The organism is Acidovorax sp. FG42, from assembly GCF_057809195.1.
Genome location: NZ_JBMDJM010000002.1, coordinates 179,163 through 197,529, shown reverse-complemented (window position 1 = coordinate 197,529; position 18,367 = coordinate 179,163). Strand labels below are relative to the sequence as shown.

Below are 18,367 nucleotides of genomic sequence, written 5' to 3'. Positions count from 1 at the left end.
CCGGCCCCAGGGCGTGTAGCAGGCGGGCCTGACACCTATGCACAGGCATACCGAAGTACCCGCTGGCCCGCGCCGGACACACTGTCTTACATTTGGCCGGGAACCGATTTCAGGGTAAAATTACGGGTTGCGGTCGGGGGCACCACCAAGAGCAATAACACACCCACTCCCCCGGCTTACCAACGACTACATCCTGAGAGATTGAAGTGATATGGCGATCGTTGTCAACAAACCCCTCCCCGAATTTGAAGCCAACGCAACCGGTGGTATCAAGGTCTCCAACACCTCCCACCTTGGCCAAATTCTGGTTCTCTACTTCTATCCCAAGGACAACACGCCGGGCTGCACCACGGAGGCCATGCAGTTTCGCGACAAGTACAAGGATTTCGTGAAGGCAGGTGCCGCTGTGTTCGGCGTCTCGCGCGACAACATGAAGTCGCACGACGACTTCAAGGAAAAGCTGGAACTGCCCTTCGAGCTGATCGCCGACACCGAAGAGAAGATGTGCCACATGTTCGGCGTGGTCAAGAACAAGATCATGTACGGCAAGAAGGTCAAGGGCATCGAACGCAGCACCTTCCTGATCGGCCCTGACGGCCTGCTGGTGCAGGAATGGCGCGGCCTCAAGGTGCCCGGCCATGTGGACGAAGTCCTCAAGACCGTCAAATCCCTCAAGGCCCTCAAGAAGGCCGCCTGAGTCCCGCACGGATTGCACAGGTTCGATTGCGCTATTGCATTCCATCGGGGGTCATTGGAGCATCCACGCGACACACCACCCGTTTTGCCTCGGCAAGACACATGGAGTGGGCATAATGGATCAATGCCCCTGGTTACTGCACCGCTAGCACCCACCCAAAAAGCCGCCTTGGCCTCCAGGCGGCTTTTTGCTTTCTGACCCATCCGTTACCCCTTTACCGACCGAGGCCCTGCCACCATGCCCCTGCCCCCCGCCCCCAGCCGGCGCGCTGCACTCCTCGCGCCAGAAGCCTTTGAAGTCACGGCCCGTCCTCGCGTAGCGACCACCTCCGCCAACGAACCGGTGGCTGCGCCTCAGCGCACTGCAGCAGCGCCGGCCCGCGCCGGCCGCAAGGCAGACAGCGTGGCCTCTGCGCTGGCAGCACCCGAAGCCGCTCCGCTGGTCCAGGTCGAGACCCGCGCCCGCACGCCCGAACCCGTCACCGCACCCGTGGCTCGCAGCACCGGGACCCGCAAGGCACGGAGCACCAGCGCTGCGGCGGCCGTTCCCCCCAGCACCGCACCAGCCACCGCAACCACCACCCGAGCCCGCAAATCCTCGTCACAAGGCCCGACCAAGCTCTTCGTGTTGGACACGAATGTGCTGCTGCACGACCCGACCAGCCTGTTCCGCTTTGAAGAGCACGACATCTTCCTGCCGATGATCGTGCTGGAAGAACTGGACGGCCACAAGAAGGGCATGACCGAAGTCGCCCGTAATGGCCGCCAGGCCAGCCGCACCCTGGACGCGCTGGCTGCCGCACAGGGCGCCGACATGGCCAAGGGCCTCAAGCTCGACTCCACCGGCCAGCGTGCCGCAGGCGGCCACCTGTTCTTCCAGACCGTGCCGCTGGACTACAGCCTGCCCACCAGCCTGCCGCCGGGCAAGGCCGACAACCAGATCCTGGGCGTGGTGGAAGCGCTGCGCAAGCTGCATGCACCGCGCGAGGTCGTGCTGGTGTCCAAGGACATCAACATGCGCGTCAAGGCGCGCGCCCTGGGCCTGAACGCCGAGGACTACCAGAACGACAAGACACTGGAAGACGGCGACCTGCTGTACGCCGGCGTGCTGGCCCTGCCACCGGACTTCTGGACCAAGAGCGGCAAGAACGTGGAAAGCTGGCAGAGCGGCGCCCACACCTACTACCGCATTGGCGGGCCCATCGTGCCGCAGCTGATGATCAATCAGTTTGTGTACTTCGAGGCGCCCGGCGAGCCCAGCCTCTTCGCGCGTGTGAGCGAGATCCGCGAAAAGACGGCGGTGCTGCAAACGCTGAAGGACTATGGCTCTGCCAAGAACGCGGTGTGGGGTGTGACCACCCGCAACCGCGAGCAGAACTACGCCATGAACTTGCTCATGGACCCGGAAATTGACTTCGTGACGCTGACTGGCACCGCAGGCACCGGAAAGACGCTTCTGGCACTGGCCGCCGGGCTGACACAGGTGCTGGACGACCGCCGCTACACCGAGATCATCATGACCCGCGCCACGGTGAGCGTGGGCGAGGACATCGGCTTTTTGCCCGGCACCGAAGAAGAAAAGATGGGCCCCTGGATGGGCGCGCTCGACGACAACCTGGAGTTCCTGGCCAAGGGCGATGGCGGCAATGCGGGCGAATGGGGCCGCGCAGCGACCAATGAGCTGATCCGCAGCCGCATCAAGATCAAGAGCATGAACTTCATGCGCGGCCGCACGTTCCTGAACAAGTACGTAATCATCGACGAGGCGCAGAACCTGACGCCCAAGCAGATGAAGACGCTGATCACCCGGGCGGGCCCTGGCACCAAGATCATCTGCATGGGCAATCTGGCGCAGATCGATACTCCCTATCTCACCGAAGGCTCGTCCGGTCTGACGTACGCGGTAGACCGCTTCAAGGGCTGGCCACACAGCGGCCATATCACGCTGGCACGTGGCGAACGCTCACGCCTGGCAGACTTCGCGAGCGAGGTGCTCTGAGTTGGCGGCGGGCTGGGTTGCCGCACTGAAGCTGGTGCCCTGGGGCGATGTCATCGAGGCGACGCCCCAGATACTGCAGGCCGCCAAAAAGCTGCTGGGCACCACGCCGAAAGGGAATGCCGACGCTGCGGCGGACGCACTGGAAGGCAGCACTGGTGGCGAACCCGCCATGCCAGTCGCCTTGCAGCTCCAGCATCTGCGCGACCGGGTGGCGCAGTTGGAGTTGGAGCAGCAAGAGTCGGCCGTGCTGATCCAGTCGCTGGCCGAACACAATGCCCAGGTGGTGCGAGCGGTGGAAGTGCTACGGCAGCGCCAGCAACGGCTCACGGTAGCCGCAGGCATCCTGGCCGTGGCATGCACGGGGTTGCTGGTGTGGGTGCTGCGGCAATAGTGCCAATGTGCATGCTGCGCGACTGGAGCTAAAGGTGCGGGACTGCATAGCGCCCGCCCTCATTCGCTATAAATTCAATAGCTGCCAGCGCATATGAATCATGCGCTAGCAGCTATTTTTATTAGAAATCGTCACCCGAACCCATCGCCAGGTTCTCAAAGCGCGTCTGGTTCTTCTGGAAGAACAGCTTCACGGTTCCCGTAGGGCCGTTACGCTGTTTGCCGATGATGACCTCGGCCACGTTGGGCTCCTTGGAGTCCTTGTTGTAGTAGTCGTCGCGGTAGATGAACATGATGATGTCCGCGTCCTGCTCGATGGCACCGGATTCACGCAGGTCGGACATCATGGGGCGCTTGTCTGTGCGCTGCTCGACCGAACGGTTGAGCTGCGACAGCGCAATCACAGGGCACTGCAGCTCCTTGGCCAACATCTTCAGGCCCCGGGAAATTTCGCCCAGCTCTGTCGCCCGGTTGTCGGCACTGCCTGCGCCCGAGCCGCTCATGAGCTGCAAATAGTCCACCACGATCAAGCCCAGCTTGCCGCACTGGCGCGCCAGGCGCCGCGCATTGGCGCGCAGCTCGCTGGGCGTGAGGCCCGGGGTTTCGTCGATGTGCAGCGACACTGTGCGCAGCTTCTCGATGGCCTCGGTCAGGCGCGGCCACTCGTCGTCGGTGAGCTGGCCGGTGCGCAAATGCCCCTGGTTCACGCGGCCGATGGAGCCTACGATACGCACCGCGAGCTGGGCGGCCCCCATTTCCATGGAGAAGATGGCGACAGGCAGGCCTTCGTTCAGCGCCACATGCTCGGCAATATTCACCGCAAACGAGGTCTTGCCCATTGAGGGGCGCGCCGCCAGCACGATCATGTCACCCGCCTGCAGCCCCGAGGTCATGCGGTCCAGGTCGGCAAAGCCGGTAGGAATGCCGGTCACGTCCACCGGGTTGTCGGCCATCTCCTGCACCTTGTCGAGCAGGTCGATCACCAGGGTATCGAGCGACTGGAAGCCCTGTTTGGTCCGCGATCCCTCTTCGCCAATGGCAAAGATCTTGGCCTCGGCCTCGTCCAGGATGCGCTCCACGGTCTTGCCTTGCGGGTTGAAGGCATTGGTGGAGATTTCGTCACTGGCCGTGACCAGCTTGCGCAGGATGGCGCGTTCTCGAACGATCTCGGCATAGCGCCGGATATTGCTGGCGCTGGGCACGTACTGCGCCAGGTTGTTCAGGTAGGCGAGCCCCCCCATCTCCTGCGCCTTGCCCTGATTCTGCAGGTGCTCGAACACCGTGATCACATCGGCTGGCTTGCTGGCATTGATCAGCGCGCCGATGGCGGTGTAGATCATCTGGTGTTCATGGCGATAGAAATGGCTCTCCACTAGCAAGTCACCCACGCGGTCCCAGGCGTTGTTGTCCAGCAGCAGCCCCCCCAGCACGCTGGACTCCGCCTCGATGGAGTGCGGTGGCACACGCAACTGGGCAATCTCACGGTCCGGCACGGGCGTGAATCCATCATCAAGGGGTGGGAAAACGGCAGACATGGAATCCTCGGAGTCAACCCGGCATGCTATCGCCCGCACGGCGCGTCGTCATGGCACAAGTCTGTGGATAAGGCGGGGGTAACCCGTGGGCAACCGTGTACAAACCACGGTCACACAAAGACAAAAGCCGCCCGAGGGCGGCTTTGTCGAAAAGTCCGAACGGACGATCAGGCGGTTTCGCCGTAGACCGACACGTTGACTTCCACCACCACGTCGGTGTGCAGAGCCACGCTCACAGCGCTGTCGCTCACGACCTTGATCGGGCCGTTGGGCAGGCGGATTTGCGACTTGGCAACCTTGTAGCCTTGCTTGTTCAGCTCTTCGGCGATGTCGTGGTTGGTCACGGAACCAAACAGACGGCCATCCACGCCAGCCTTTTGGGTCAGCTTGACGGTGGTACCGGCCAGCTTTTCGCCTTGGGCTTGGGCTTCTGCCAGCTTGGCAGCAGCGGCCTTTTCGAGTTCAGCGCGCTTGGCTTCGAACTCTGCCTTGGCGGCTTCGGTGGCGCGGCGGGCGCGACCAGCGGGGATCAGAAAGTTGCGGGCGTAGCCGTCTTTGACCTTGACGATTTCACCGAGGTTGCCGAGGTTCACAACCTTGTCGAGCAGAATGATTTGCATGGGTTGTGCTCCTTAGATCTTGTGCTGGTCGCTGTAAGGCACCAGGGCCAGGAAGCGGGCGCGCTTGATGGCAGTGTTCAGCTGACGCTGGAAGATGGCGCGCGTGCCGGTCAGGCGTGCGGGGATGATCTTGCCGTTTTCGGCGATGAAATCACGCAGCGTGTCGACATCCTTGTAGTCGATTTCTTCAACACCGGTCACCGTGAAGCGGCAGAAGCGCTTGCGCTTGAACAGCAGGGACTGTGTGTTGCGCTTTGGGCGCTTGTCTTTGTTGAACTTCTTGAACGTGGCCATTGCGGACCCCTTGAAAATTAATTTTGTTGAATATCCTGGATGTGCAGCACTGCAGTCTTGCCGTTGCGCGGCGTGGCCAGAAACCCAGAGAAAGTCCAGAGACTTCCGATGTTCTGCCTTGCCAGTCGCTCGGCCATCGCTCCAAACGCGGTGGCTTTCAGGGCAGCCTTGACTTCGCGGGGGTGGCCTGCCTCGGTTTGCTGGGACTCGTGTTCGAGGCGCAGCGAGATGGCAGGCAATCCGGCGGGCGTGTATCGCAGGGGTTCAGCCTCTGCGATACAGGCAGTCAAGACGACGCGGTTCTCCACTCCAAAGAGAGAAGAGGATCAGCGCTCGCCGGCCGCTGCGTATTCAGCTTGGCTGGCCTTGCGGGCTTCTTCGCGCTCCACTGTCTTCATCATGGAGGAAGGACCGGTTTCGGCCTTCTTCTTTTGCACGGTCAGGTGGCGCAGGACGGCGTCGTTGAACTTGAAGGCGTGCTCCAGTTCAGCCATCACAGCCTGGTCGGCTTCGATGTTCACGCACAGGTAGTGGGCCTTGGCCAGCTTGTTGATCAGGTACGCCAGTTGACGACGGCCCCAGTCTTCCACGCGGTGCACCTTGCCACCGCCAGCGGTGATCATGCCCTTGTAGCGTTCCAGCATGGCTGGCACTTGTTCGCTTTGATCCGGATGGATCAACAAAATGATTTCGTAATGACGCATGCAGACTCCTTTTGGGTGAGACCACCCACCGCGTCTAGAAGTGGTGTGGCAAGGGAAAGCCTGCGATTATAACCCGGCCGCTCGCGCTTGTACACTCAGCACATCCGCTGCCGCATCGCCCACGTCCCATTTGTTCAGCCCTGGGAGATCCGGCCCTTGCAAAAACGGCGGTTGGGCCGACATGCCCTAGAACCTGTTCAAAGTCTTTTTGGAGATTGCATTGGAGTGCAATCGGGATGAGTGGATGCTTCGGATGCGCCGCATGGGCTCATGCCCATGCAAGCAGCCGGGGCATTCAATCGCCCGATTTCACTCCAACCCTTCTGGCAAGTGCCTTGCCGGGCGGTCTTCGGCGTTGCGGCGCTTGTGGATAGCCGGGCTATCCACTGCGCACCGCGCCTTGCACCCCATCCCGGCAAGGGACTTGTGCAACTTCAAGAAGACTTTGAACAGGTTCTTGCAACCACTCGCGCCAGCCCGGGCCGTCACAACGACAAATCCCTGGCGCAGACCTTGATATTGCCCGGCGAGCCCCCAGATGCCGCGCGTACCGCTTTTTTACCTCTTCACTTACTGACATGTCAGACCACAGCCAAACCAACCCCGCACAGAGCGCCCCTGCCCCCGAAGAAGTCGAAGCCGCCATGGCTGCCCACGCCTCCGATGAGCTGGCTCGCCTGCAGGGTGAGCTGGCCGAGCTGAAGGCCAAGAGCGCCGATCTGGCCGACCAGTTCCTGCGTGCCAAGGCCGAGGCAGAGAATGCCCGCCGCCGCGCTGAAGAGGAAGTGTCCAAGGCCCGCAAATTCGGCATCGAGAGTTTTGCCGAGAGCCTGCTGCCCGTGGCCGACAGCCTGGATGCCGCCCTGGCCATCAAGGAAGCCACCCCCCAGCAGCTGCGCGAGGGCGCCGACGCTACGCTGCGCCAGCTGACCTCGGCCCTCGAGCGCAACAAGGTGGTGGCCATCAACCCCGCTGCAGGCGCCAAGTTCGACCCCCACCAGCACCAGGCCATCAGCGTGGTACCCGCTGAACAAGAAGCCAACACGGTGGTCGCCGTGCTGCAAAAGGGCTATGTGATCGCCGAGCGCGTACTGCGCCCCGCCCTGGTCACCGTGGCGGCCCCCAAATAAAAGCCGCAAAAAATCGCCCCGGAAGACTTGAACCCCACCAAGTTATCCACAAGTTACTAGCCATCCAAACCATTCAAGCATTCGGAGAAAAATCATGGGAAAAATCATCGGCATTGACCTGGGCACCACCAACAGCTGCGTCTCCATCATGGAGGGCAACACCACCCGCGTGATCGAAAACAGCGAAGGCGCGCGCACCACGCCGTCCATCGTGGCTTACCAGGAAGACGGCGAGATCCTCGTCGGCGCATCCGCCAAGCGCCAGGCCGTGACCAACCCCAAGAACACGCTGTTCGCGATCAAGCGCCTGATCGGCCGCAAGTTCACCGAAAAGGAAGTGCAAAAGGACATCGACCTGATGCCCTACTCCATCGTGGCCGCCGACAACGGTGACGCCTGGGTGGAAGTGCGCGGCAAGAAACTGTCGGCTCAGCAAGTGTCCGCCGACATCCTGCGCAAGATGAAGAAGACCGCCGAGGACTACCTGGGCGAGCCCGTGACCGAGGCCGTGATCACCGTGCCCGCGTACTTCAACGACGCTCAGCGCCAAGCCACCAAGGACGCCGGCCGCATTGCAGGCCTGGACGTCAAGCGCATCATCAACGAACCCACGGCTGCGGCCCTGGCCTTCGGCCTGGACAAGCAGGAAAAGGGCGACCGCAAGATCGCCGTGTATGACCTGGGTGGCGGTACGTTCGACGTGTCCATCATCGAAATCGCCGACGTGGACGGCGAAAAGCAGTTCGAAGTGCTGTCGACCAACGGCGACACCTTCCTGGGCGGCGAAGACTTCGACCAGCGCATCATTGACTACATCATCAGCGAGTTCAAGAAAGAGCAAGGCGTGGACCTGTCTAAGGACGTCCTGGCCCTGCAACGCCTGAAGGAAGCCGCTGAAAAGGCCAAGATCGAGCTGTCCAACTCGGCCTCTACCGACATCAACCTGCCCTACATCACGGCCGACGCTTCGGGCCCCAAGCACCTGAACATCAAGCTGACCCGCGCCAAGCTGGAAGCCCTGGTGGAAGAGCTGATCGAGCGCACCATCGCTCCTTGCCGCATGGCCATCAAGGACGCTGGCGTGTCCGTGTCCGACATCCATGACGTGATCCTGGTCGGCGGCATGACCCGCATGCCAAAGGTGCAGGAGAAGGTCAAGGAGTTCTTCGGCAAGGACCCCCGCAAGGACGTGAACCCTGACGAAGCCGTGGCCGTGGGCGCCGCCATTCAAGGCCAGGTGCTGTCGGGCGACCGCAAGGACGTGCTGCTGCTGGACGTGACCCCCCTGTCGCTGGGCATCGAAACCCTGGGCGGCGTGATGACCAAGATGATCACGAAGAACACGACCATCCCGACGAAGTTCGCGCAGACCTTCTCGACGGCCGATGACAACCAGCCTGCCGTGACCATCAAGGTCTACCAGGGTGAGCGCGAAATGGCTTCGGGCAACAAGCTGCTGGGCGAATTCAATCTGGAAGGTATTCCACCGGCAGCCCGTGGTGTTCCACAGATCGAAGTGTCGTTCGACATCGACGCCAACGGCATCTTGCACGTGGGCGCCAAGGACAAGGGCACCGGCAAGGAAAACAAGATCACCATCAAGGCCAACTCGGGCCTGTCGGAAGAAGAAATCCAGAAGATGGTGAAGGACGCCGAGCTGAACGCCGCCGACGACAAGAAGAAGCTGGAGCTGGTGCAGGCCCGCAACCAGGGTGAAGCTGCCGTACACAGCGTGAACAAGAGCCTCGCCGAGCATGGCGACAAGCTCGAAGCCGGCGAAAAGGACGCCATCACCGCCGCCGTGAAGGCCCTGGAAGAAGCCCTGAAGGGTGAAGACAAGGCTGCCATCGACGAAAAGACGACCGCGCTGATGGCCGCCAGCCAGAAGCTGGGCGAGAAGATGTACGCCGAATCGCAGGCAGCGCAAGCCGCCCAGGCGGCCGGTGGTGCAGACGCCGCAGGCGCCTCGGCCGGTGCAGCCAACAAGCCCGCCGATGACGATAACGTCGTCGATGCCGAGGTGAAGGAAGTCAAGAAGGGCTGAACGAGCCCCCGTTGACCCGAGCCGCCGCGCATTGCTCTGAGGGGCTGCGCGGCGTTCCTGTTCCAACTGGGTTCTGAATCACTATGTCCAAACGAGACTTTTACGAAATCCTAGGCGTTCCGAAAAACGCCTCGGACGAAGAAATCAAGAAGGCCTATCGCAAGCTGGCGATGAAGCATCACCCTGACCGCAACCAGGGTGATGCCGCCAAGCCTGCCGAAGAGAAATTCAAGGAAGCCAAAGAGGCTTACGAGATGCTCTCCGACCCGCAAAAGCGGGCTGCCTACGACCAGTACGGCCACGCCGGTGTGGACCCCAACATGCGCGGCCCCGGCGGCGCAGGTGCCGAAGGGTTTGGCGGTTTTGCTGAGGCGTTTGGCGACATCTTTGGCGACATGTTCGGCCAGCAAGGCCGTGGCCGGGGCGCCGGCGGGCGCCAGGTGTACCGAGGCTCCGACCTCAGCTATGCCATGGAGATCACGCTGGAAGAAGCCGCGCGCGGCAAGGATGCGCAGATCCGCATCCCCTCGTGGGACACCTGCGACACCTGCCATGGCAGCGGCGCCAAGCCTGGCACCAGCGCCAAGACCTGCGGAACCTGCCAGGGCGCAGGCACGGTGCAGATGCGCCAGGGCTTCTTCAGCGTGCAGCAGACCTGCCCCCACTGCCGCGGCACGGGCAAGATCATTCCTGAGCCCTGCACCACCTGCCACGGCCAGGGCAAGCTCAAGAAGCAAAAGACGCTGGAAGTGAAGATCCCTGCGGGCATCGACGACGGCATGCGCATCCGCAGCACGGGCAACGGCGAACCGGGCACCAACGGCGGCCCGCCGGGCGACCTGTACATCGAGATCCGCCTGAAGAAACACGACATCTTCGAGCGCGACGGTGACGACCTGCACTGCCAGGTGCCCGTGAGCTTCATCACGGCCGCCCTCGGCGGCGAGATCGAAGTGCCCACGCTGGCGGGCAAGGCAGCCATCGACATCCCCGAAGGCACCCAGGCCGGCAAGCAGTTCCGCCTGCGCGGCAAGGGCATCAAGGGTGTGCGCGCCAGCTACCCCGGCGACCTGTACTGCCACATCGCGGTCGAGACGCCCGTGAAGCTCACCGAGCACCAGCGCAAACTGCTGCGCGAGCTGGAAGACTCCCTCAAGAAGGGCGGCGCACGCCATTCGCCCAGTGGCGAGAGCTGGACGGACCGCTTGAAGAACTTCTTCAGCTGACCCCTCACGCACGGGTTTCCTCGCCCCAAACCGCCTGCAGCCCCAAGGCTGCAGGCGGTTTTTTCTTGATGCAAGGCAAGAAACTCCCTGGCAATGTCCACGGGCGCGATCCGATCAGTAGGATGGGCACCATCGATGATCAGTCAGGAGCCTGGACACATGAACGTCAACATCACCTTCCTAGGCGGCTCCGGCACTGTCACCGGCTCCAAATACCTGGTGCGCTACAACGGCAAAAGCGTGCTGGTCGATTGCGGTCTGTTCCAGGGCTACAAGCAGCTGCGCCTGCGCAACTGGCAGCCCCTGCCCGTCACGCCGCACCAGATCGACGCCGTGGTGCTGACCCACGCCCACCTGGACCACAGCGGCTACCTGCCCCTGCTGGCGCGCGACGGCTACACCCGCGCCATCCATTGCACGCCGGGCACGCGCGACCTGTGCACCATCCTGCTGCCCGACAGCGGACACCTGCAGGAAGAAGACGCCGCCTTCCTCAACCGCCATCAGCTCAGCAGCCACAGCCCAGCCCTGCCCCTGTATACGCGGCTGGATGCACTGCACTGCCTCAAGCAGTTCCAGATCCATCCGTTCCACAAAGCCTTCGAGCCCTTGCCCGGCTGGCGCGTGACCTTTTCGCCTGCGGGCCACATCCTGGGGGCGGCCAGCGTGCTGCTGGAGGTGGGAGGCAGGCGCATCCTGTTCTCCGGTGACCTGGGCCGGCCAGACGACTTGCTGATGAACCCACCAGACGCCCCGCCCCAGGCGGACACAGTGCTCATCGAATCCACCTACGGCGACCGCGAGCACCCGCCGGAGGGCCTGCTCGACGAACTGGGCCCCGCCCTGCAGCGCCTGGCTGCACGCGGGGGTATCGCCGTGGTACCCGTGTTCGCCGTGGGCCGCGCACAGGTCGTGCTGCACGCCATTGGGCTGCTGAAGGCACAGGGCGTGGTACCCGCATCGCTCAAGGTGTTCCTGGACAGCCCCATGGCCGTGAGCACCACGGGGCTGTTCCAGCACCACATGCAGGAACACCGCCTGAGCGGGCGCGAAGTGCAGGCGCTGGAACACGGCGCCACCATGGTCCAGACGACGGAACAGTCCAAAGGCCTGGCCCGGCTGCATGGGCCCATGGTCATCCTGTCGGCCAGCGGCATGGCCACCGGGGGCCGCGTGCTGCACCACCTGGCGCTGCACGCGGGCGACCACCGCAACATGATCATCCTGACCGGGCACCAGGCGCCGGGCACGCGCGGCGCCCGCCTGGCTGAGGGCGAGAAAAACATCCGCATCCACGGCCAGGACGTGGCTGTTCGGGCCGAAGTGGTCAAGCTGTCTTCTGCATCGGCCCATGCGGACGGAAACCAGCTCATCGCATGGCTGCGCAGCATGGGCCACGCGCCCGACCAGGTGTATGTGGTGCATGGCGAAATGGACGCCGCAGACCGGCTGCGCCAACGCGTTGAACACGAGCTGCGCTGGCGGGCCTCGGTGCCCGAACACGGCAGCACCTGCGCGGCCTGAGCCCCGTCCCGGTCTCTCTTTCTGCGCTCAAGAAGAGCAGTTCTCGCGCAGAAGGGCATCTCAGTCATCGTGCATCACGATGACAAACTACCAATAATGGGGAGAAAATAGGAAACCTTCTCTTTTCGAGAAGTCAAAACCCCATGAAAAGCTCCGAGCGCAGTTTTGCGCGCCGTATTGACCTGACCTCGCTGCAGTTGTTTGTGGCGGTGTGCGAGCTCGGCAGCATCGGCCGTGCGGCCGAGCGCGAGTTCATCGCGGCATCCGCCGTGAGCAAGCGTCTGTCGGACCTTGAAACGGCCGTGGACACCGCCCTGCTCTACCGCCACAGCCGGGGCGTGACGCTTACGCCCGCTGGCGAGAGCCTGCTGCACCATGCGCGCACCGTGCTGTTCGGCCTGGAGCGCATGCAAGGCGAACTGAGCGAATACGCCGACGGCGTGCGCGGCCATGTGCGCATGCACGCCAACATTTCAGCCATCTTCCAGTTTCTGCCCGAAGACCTGGGCGCCTTTGCACGCGAGCACAGCCAGATCAAGATTGATCTGCAGGAGCACCTCTCCAGCGACGTGCTGCACGCGGTGCAAGAAGGCGCCGCCGACCTGGGCATTTGCAACGTCGGCATGGCGAACAGTGGCGGTGCCCTGGCGCTGCAATCCCGCCCCTACCGCGCTGACAATCTGATGCTGGTTGTGCCCCGAGCGCACGAATTGTCTGCGCTGGATGCTATCAATTTTGAAGAAGTCCTGGACTGGGACATCGTGGGCTTGCACGCCAACAGCAGCATCAGCCTGGCCATGCGCGCTGCTGCTGCCGCGGCCGGGCGCCCGCTGCGCCAGCGCATCCAGGTCACCGGGCTCGATGCCATGTGCCGCATGATCGACAACGGCCTGGGCGTGGGCCTGCTGCCCGACCGGGCGTTTGCGCTGATGCGCGGCGTGGGCAACCTGCAGGCCATCCCGCTGACCGATGCCTGGGCGCACCGCGAACTGCGTGTGGTGGCCCGCGACTTTGACGCTCTGCCCGTCACGGCCCGTTTGCTGGTGGAACACCTGGCACCGCGGCCGGAGCCGCCCTCGGCGCAAACAGCCCCCGACACTAAAATCCAATCCCCCACCTGAAGCCCGAAAGCAGAAAGAAAGCCACGCCATGGGACGCACCCTGTACGACAAGATCTGGGACGAGCATGTTGTCCACACCGAAGAGGACGGCACCTCCATCCTCTATATTGACCGCCATCTGGTGCACGAAGTCACTAGCCCCCAGGCGTTTGAAGGCCTGCGCGAGGCGGGCCGCAAGGTCTGGCGCATGAGCTCCATCGTGGCCACCGCCGACCACAACACGCCCACCACCGGCTGGGAAAACGGCTACGACGGCATCACCGACCCGATCAGCAAGGAACAGATCACCACGCTGAACGACAACATCGCGCAGATCACGCCGGCAGCGTTCTTCCCCTTCATGCACAAGCGCCAAGGCATCGTGCACGTGATCGGCCCCGAAAACGGCGCCACTCTGCCCGGCATGACCGTGGTCTGCGGCGACAGTCACACCAGCACACACGGCGCGTTTGGCGCACTGGCGCACGGCATCGGCACCTCCGAAGTCGAGCACGTGATGGCTACCCAGACCCTGCTGGCCAAGAAGGCCAAGAACATGCTGGTGCAGGTGGACGGTACGTTGGCTAAGGGCGTGACGCCCAAGGACGTGGTGCTGGCCATCATCGGCAAGATCGGCACCGCCGGTGGCACGGGCTACACCATTGAATTTGCAGGCTCTGTCTTCCGCGCCATGAGCATGGAAGGCCGCATGACCGTGTGCAACATGGCCATCGAGGCCGGTGCCCGCGCCGGCCTGGTGGCGGTGGATGACAAGACCATCGAATACGTCAAGGGCCGCCCCCTGTCGCCAACAGGCGTGGAGTGGGACCAGGCTGTGGCGTACTGGAAGACGCTGCATTCCGACCCCGACGCGAAGTTCGACACCGTGGTCAAGCTCGACGCGGCGGAGATCGTTCCGCAGGTCACCTGGGGCACCAGCCCCGAGATGGTGCTGGGCGTGGACGCCCGCGTGCCGGACCCCGACAAGGAGAAAGACGCCAACAAGCGTGGCGCCATCGAGCGCGCCTTGACCTACATGGGCCTCACGCCGGGCAAGCCGATCAACGACATCACCATCGACAAGGTGTTCATCGGCAGCTGCACCAACAGCCGCATCGAAGACATGCGCGAAGCCGCCGCCGTGGTGAAGAACCTGGGCCGCAAGGTGGCCAGCAATGTGAAGCTGGCCATGGTGGTGCCCGGCTCGGGCCTGGTCAAGGAGCAGGCCGAGCGCGAAGGCCTGGACCAGATCTTCAAGGCCGCAGGCTTTGAGTGGCGCGAGCCCGGCTGCAGCATGTGCCTGGCCATGAACGCCGACCGCCTGGAGCCCGGCGAGCGTTGTGCATCAACCAGCAACCGCAACTTTGAAGGCCGCCAGGGCGCTGGGGGCCGCACCCATCTCGTGAGCCCCGCCATGGCCGCTGCGGCTGCCGTGCATGGGCATTTCGTAGACATCCGCCAATTTGCCTGAAGGAGCTTTGCCATGAAAACCACCGCTACCCTCATCGCTTTGACCCTCACGTTCCTGCTGGCCGGTTGCAATACCGTCAAGGGTGTGGGCCAGGACATCGGCAAGGCCGGATCGGCCATCGAGCGCGCAGCCAAATAAGGCCCCCTGACATGCAGAAATTCACCCTTCACAAAGGCCTCGTGGCTCCCATGGACCGCGAGAACGTCGATACCGACGCCATCATCCCCAAGCAGTTCCTCAAGTCGATCAAGAAGACGGGCTTTGGCCCTAACCTGTTTGACGAGTGGCGCTACCTGGACAAGGGCGAGCCGGGCATCCCCGAAAGCCAGCGCAAGCCCAACCCCGACTTTGTGCTGAACCAGCCACGTTACAAAGGCGCCAGCATCCTGATCGCGCGTAAGAACTTTGGCTGCGGCTCCAGCCGCGAACACGCGCCCTGGGCGCTGGACCAGTTCGGCTTTCGCGCCGTGATCGCGCCCAGCTTTGCCGACATCTTCTTCAACAACTGCTTCAAAAACGGCCTGCTGCCCATCGTGCTCCCCGAAGCCACCGTCGCCCAGCTGTTCGACGAAGTGGCGGCCTTCCCGGGCTACCAGCTCACCATCGACCTGGAGCGCCAGGTCATCGTGCGCCCCCAGGGCGAGGAAATCCCGTTCGAGGTGCAGGCCTTCCGCAAGTACTGCCTGCTCAACGGTTTTGACGACATCGGCCTGACCCTGCGCCAGTCGGACAAGATCAAGGCCTTTGAAGCCCAGCGCCTGGCCACCAAGCCCTGGCTGGCACACACCATGGTGTCGTAACCCCAATATTCAGCCCAATTGGCCGCAAGCGCTACATCCATATGCGCTGGCAGCTATCAAAAACAAAGCAAAACCAATGAAAATCGCAGTTCTGCCGGGTGACGGCATCGGTACCGAAATCGTGGCCGAGGCCGTCAAGGTCCTCAACGCACTCGACCTGAAGTTCGAGATGGAATCGGCCCTTGTCGGCGGTGCCGCCTACGAGGCCCACGGCCACCCGCTGCCCGAATCCACCCTCCAACTCGCCAAGGAAGCCAACGCCATCCTGTTCGGCGCCGTGGGCGACTGGAAATACGACAAGCTCGACCGCCCCCTGCGCCCCGAGCAAGCCATCCTGGGCCTGCGCAAGAACCTGGGTCTGTTTGCGAACTTCCGTCCCGCCATCTGCTACGAGCAGCTGGTGGGCGCATCGAGCCTCAAGCCCGAGCTGATCGCGGGCCTGGACATTCTCATCATCCGTGAGCTGACGGGCGACATCTACTTCGGTCAACCCCGTGGCCGCCGCACGGCAGTGGATGGGCACTTCCCCGGTGCAGAGGAAGCCTTTGACACCATGCGCTACTCGCGCCCCGAGATCGAGCGCATCGCCCACGTCGCCTTCCAGGCTGCCCGCAAGCGCAACAAGAAGGTCACCAGCGTGGACAAGGCCAACGTGCTGGAAACCTTCCAGTTCTGGAAAGACGTGATGACCGAAGTGGGCCAGCAGTACCCCGACGTCGAACTGCAGCACATGTACGTGGACAACGCGGCCATGCAACTCGTCAAGGCCCCCAAGGCGTTTGACGTGGTGGTGACCGGCAACATGTTTGGCGACATCTTGAGCGACGAAGCCTCCATGCTCACCGGCTCCATCGGCATGCTGCCCTCGGCCAGCCTGAACAGCAGCAACCAGGGCCTGTACGAGCCCAGCCACGGCAGCGCCCCCGACATCGCCGGCAAGGGCGTGGCCAACCCGCTGGCCACCATCCTCTCCGCCGCGATGATGCTGCGCTTCAGCCTGAACCAAGAAGCCGCCGCCCAGCGCATCGAAGCGGCTGTACAAAAGGTGCTGGCCCAAGGCCTGCGCACACCCGACATCTACAGCGAAGGCACCACCAAGGTCGGCACAGCGCAGATGGGCGACGCCGTGGTGAAGGCGCTGCAAGCGTAAACCGCCACAGCCACGCGAGCTGCTCGTAGCGGGGGCAAGCGGCATCCATCACAGGCGACCCTCAGTGGCCGCCTTTTTCATGGGCAGGCACCGGCTCGCAGATCCACCCAGCCCTTTAGGGGGCGTTGCACAGCGCTTCATGGCATTCGCGCAACGCTGCAAGCCCCGTGCAAGCCGCGATCCATTACAATCACGCCCATGTTTGCCGCCCGCCCGTTCGCCCTGAACACCGCTACTGCCGCCCTGGCAGGCGTGGCTGTGCGCGCAATCACCACCAAAACCACGACCATTATTAAGGGCTGATCCAGCTCCGGTACCGTCGTGCGCCCTCTCCCGGCCAGACGAGCCGGGGCAAACAGTCTGGTCTGGCACTGTTTCTTAATCTGAAAGGGGCGTTGAAATGAGCAAGTTGGTAGGTTTGGTCGGCTGGCGCGGCATGGTCGGCTCAGTGTTGATGGACCGCATGGTCGAAGAAAAAGACTTCGACCTGATTGAGCCATTGTTCTTCTCCACCTCCAACGCCGGCGGCAAGGCCCCTGCGCAGGCCAAGAACGAAACCACCCTGCAAGACGCCTTCAACATCGACGCCCTGAAGCGCTGCGACATCATCATCACCGCACAAGGCGGCGACTACACCACCGAAGTCTTCCCCAAGCTGCGCGCTGCGGGCTGGAACGGCCACTGGATCGACGCCGCCTCCACCCTGCGCATGGAGAAGGACGCGGTCATCATCCTCGACCCCGTGAACATGCCCGTCATCAAGGACGCGCTGGCCAACGGCGGCAAGAACTGGGTGGGCGGCAACTGCACCGTGAGCTGCATGCTGATGGGCGTGGGTGCACTTTACAAGGCCGGTCTGGTCGAGTGGATGAGCACCCAGACCTACCAGGCCGCGTCGGGCGGCGGCGCGCAGCACATGCGCGAACTGCTCACGCAATACGGCACGCTGAACGCCGAGGTGAAGGCCCTGCTCGACGACCCCAAGAGCGCCATCCTGGAAATCGATCGCAAGGTCATTGCCAAGCAGCGCGCCCTGACCGGCGCCGAAACCGCCAACTTCGGCGTACCCCTGGGCGGCTCGCTGATCCCCTGGATCGACAAGGATCTGGGCAACGGCCAGTCCAAGGAAGAGTGGAAGGGCATGGCCGAGACCAACAAGATTTTGGGTCTGGGCGAGGGTTTTGGCTCTGCCGCCATACCGGTCGACGGCTTCTGCGTGCGCGTGGGTGCCATGCGTTGCCACAGCCAGGCGCTGACCTTCAAGCTCAAGAAGGATGTGCCCGTGGCCGACCTCGAAGCCATGATCGCCGCCGACAACGAATGGGTGAAGGTGGTACCCAACACCCGCGAAGCCACGATCAAGGATCTGACCCCCGTGGCAGTGACCGGCACCATGACCATCCCCGTGGGCCGCATCCGCAAGCTGGCCATGGGCCCTGAGTATGTGGGTGCCTTCACCATTGGCGACCAGTTGCTGTGGGGTGCCGCAGAGCCCCTGCGCCGCATGCTGCGCATTTTGCTCAACGCCTGATAACCTCCCGCAAAAAGCGCGCGCAAACCCAGTTGCGCGCGCTTTTTTTGCGTCTGGACCATCGACACACTCGGTTACGCGACGTTGGCAATTGGCAACAACTGCACGCCCCAATTTGGGGCGCCGGGACCCCTCACAAAGCTTCGGAGCCAC

The 18,367-nt window shown here is 63.1% G+C and carries 18 protein-coding genes; 13 read left to right on the top strand and 5 right to left on the bottom strand.

Annotated elements, in window-relative coordinates:
* Positions 1-211 precede the first annotated feature (211 nt).
* The 3 genes from ACODSM_RS03495 (at position 212) to ACODSM_RS03485 (ending at position 3,086) form a co-directional block, all read left to right on the top strand.
* Positions 212-697, top strand: coding sequence for a peroxiredoxin (locus ACODSM_RS03495; protein WP_015013251.1), 486 nt, complete (start codon positions 212-214; stop codon positions 695-697).
* 237 nt (positions 698-934) lie between these two features.
* On the top strand, positions 935-2,695 hold the full coding sequence (locus ACODSM_RS03490; protein WP_488804340.1) for a PhoH family protein: 1,761 nt from the start codon (positions 935-937) through the stop codon (positions 2,693-2,695).
* A 1-nt stretch (position 2,696) separates the two neighbouring features.
* Positions 2,697-3,086, top strand: coding sequence for a hypothetical protein (locus ACODSM_RS03485; RefSeq protein WP_488804339.1), 390 nt, complete (start codon positions 2,697-2,699; stop codon positions 3,084-3,086).
* A gap of 121 nt (positions 3,087-3,207) precedes the next feature.
* Here the strand turns inward: ACODSM_RS03485 and dnaB are convergent, their stop codons facing one another.
* The 5 genes from dnaB to rpsF all read right to left on the bottom strand — a co-directional run bounded on the left by dnaB (position 3,208) and on the right by rpsF (position 6,238).
* Positions 3,208-4,620 carry a replicative DNA helicase gene (gene dnaB, locus ACODSM_RS03480; protein ID WP_043565250.1) on the bottom strand — a complete coding sequence of 471 codons (1,413 nt, stop codon included), beginning with the start codon at positions 4,618-4,620 and terminating at the stop codon, positions 3,208-3,210.
* Positions 4,621-4,787: 167 nt separating this feature from the next.
* Positions 4,788-5,240, bottom strand: coding sequence for a 50S ribosomal protein L9 (rplI, locus tag ACODSM_RS03475; RefSeq protein WP_015013247.1), 453 nt, complete (start codon positions 5,238-5,240; stop codon positions 4,788-4,790).
* Positions 5,241-5,252: 12 nt separating this feature from the next.
* On the bottom strand, positions 5,253-5,534 hold the full coding sequence (rpsR, locus tag ACODSM_RS03470) for a 30S ribosomal protein S18 (RefSeq protein WP_005795932.1): 282 nt from the start codon (positions 5,532-5,534) through the stop codon (positions 5,253-5,255).
* 17 nt (positions 5,535-5,551) lie between these two features.
* A complete protein-coding gene (priB, locus tag ACODSM_RS03465) occupies positions 5,552-5,842 on the bottom strand; it encodes a primosomal replication protein N (protein WP_488804338.1) in 291 nt (96 codons plus the stop codon).
* Positions 5,843-5,860: 18 nt separating this feature from the next.
* Positions 5,861-6,238, bottom strand: coding sequence for a 30S ribosomal protein S6 (gene rpsF / locus ACODSM_RS03460; protein ID WP_015013245.1), 378 nt, complete (start codon positions 6,236-6,238; stop codon positions 5,861-5,863).
* A gap of 578 nt (positions 6,239-6,816) precedes the next feature.
* Between rpsF and grpE the strand changes: the two genes are divergently transcribed.
* The 10 genes from grpE (at position 6,817) to asd (ending at position 18,214) form a co-directional block, all read left to right on the top strand.
* On the top strand, positions 6,817-7,368 hold the full coding sequence (gene grpE / locus ACODSM_RS03455) for a nucleotide exchange factor GrpE (protein ID WP_015013244.1): 552 nt from the start codon (positions 6,817-6,819) through the stop codon (positions 7,366-7,368).
* A gap of 94 nt (positions 7,369-7,462) precedes the next feature.
* The gene (gene dnaK, locus ACODSM_RS03450; protein ID WP_110959345.1) at positions 7,463-9,412 is read left to right on the top strand and encodes a molecular chaperone DnaK; all 1,950 of its coding nucleotides are present in this window, start codon (positions 7,463-7,465) and stop codon (positions 9,410-9,412) included.
* Between the two features lie 83 nt (positions 9,413-9,495).
* Complete coding sequence (gene dnaJ, locus ACODSM_RS03445) at positions 9,496-10,638, top strand: molecular chaperone DnaJ (protein WP_015013242.1); 1,143 nt, start codon at positions 9,496-9,498, stop codon at positions 10,636-10,638.
* Positions 10,639-10,797: 159 nt separating this feature from the next.
* On the top strand, positions 10,798-12,162 hold the full coding sequence (locus tag ACODSM_RS03440; RefSeq protein WP_488804337.1) for an MBL fold metallo-hydrolase: 1,365 nt from the start codon (positions 10,798-10,800) through the stop codon (positions 12,160-12,162).
* Between the two features lie 143 nt (positions 12,163-12,305).
* The gene (locus tag ACODSM_RS03435; RefSeq protein ID WP_488804336.1) at positions 12,306-13,283 is read left to right on the top strand and encodes a LysR family transcriptional regulator; all 978 of its coding nucleotides are present in this window, start codon (positions 12,306-12,308) and stop codon (positions 13,281-13,283) included.
* Positions 13,284-13,311: 28 nt separating this feature from the next.
* Positions 13,312-14,733: a 3-isopropylmalate dehydratase large subunit gene (gene leuC, locus ACODSM_RS03430; protein WP_015013239.1), complete on the top strand. Its 1,422-nt coding sequence runs from the start codon at positions 13,312-13,314 to the stop codon at positions 14,731-14,733.
* 12 nt (positions 14,734-14,745) lie between these two features.
* Positions 14,746-14,871, top strand: a complete 126-nt coding sequence (locus ACODSM_RS03425; protein ID WP_015013238.1) for an entericidin A/B family lipoprotein — start codon at positions 14,746-14,748, stop codon at positions 14,869-14,871.
* Between the two features lie 11 nt (positions 14,872-14,882).
* Positions 14,883-15,533: a 3-isopropylmalate dehydratase small subunit gene (gene leuD / locus ACODSM_RS03420; RefSeq protein WP_015013237.1), complete on the top strand. Its 651-nt coding sequence runs from the start codon at positions 14,883-14,885 to the stop codon at positions 15,531-15,533.
* 76 nt (positions 15,534-15,609) lie between these two features.
* The gene (gene leuB, locus ACODSM_RS03415; RefSeq protein WP_476017208.1) at positions 15,610-16,683 is read left to right on the top strand and encodes a 3-isopropylmalate dehydrogenase; all 1,074 of its coding nucleotides are present in this window, start codon (positions 15,610-15,612) and stop codon (positions 16,681-16,683) included.
* Between the two features lie 400 nt (positions 16,684-17,083).
* The gene (gene asd, locus ACODSM_RS03410; RefSeq protein WP_110959350.1) at positions 17,084-18,214 is read left to right on the top strand and encodes an aspartate-semialdehyde dehydrogenase; all 1,131 of its coding nucleotides are present in this window, start codon (positions 17,084-17,086) and stop codon (positions 18,212-18,214) included.
* Positions 18,215-18,367 lie beyond the last annotated feature (153 nt).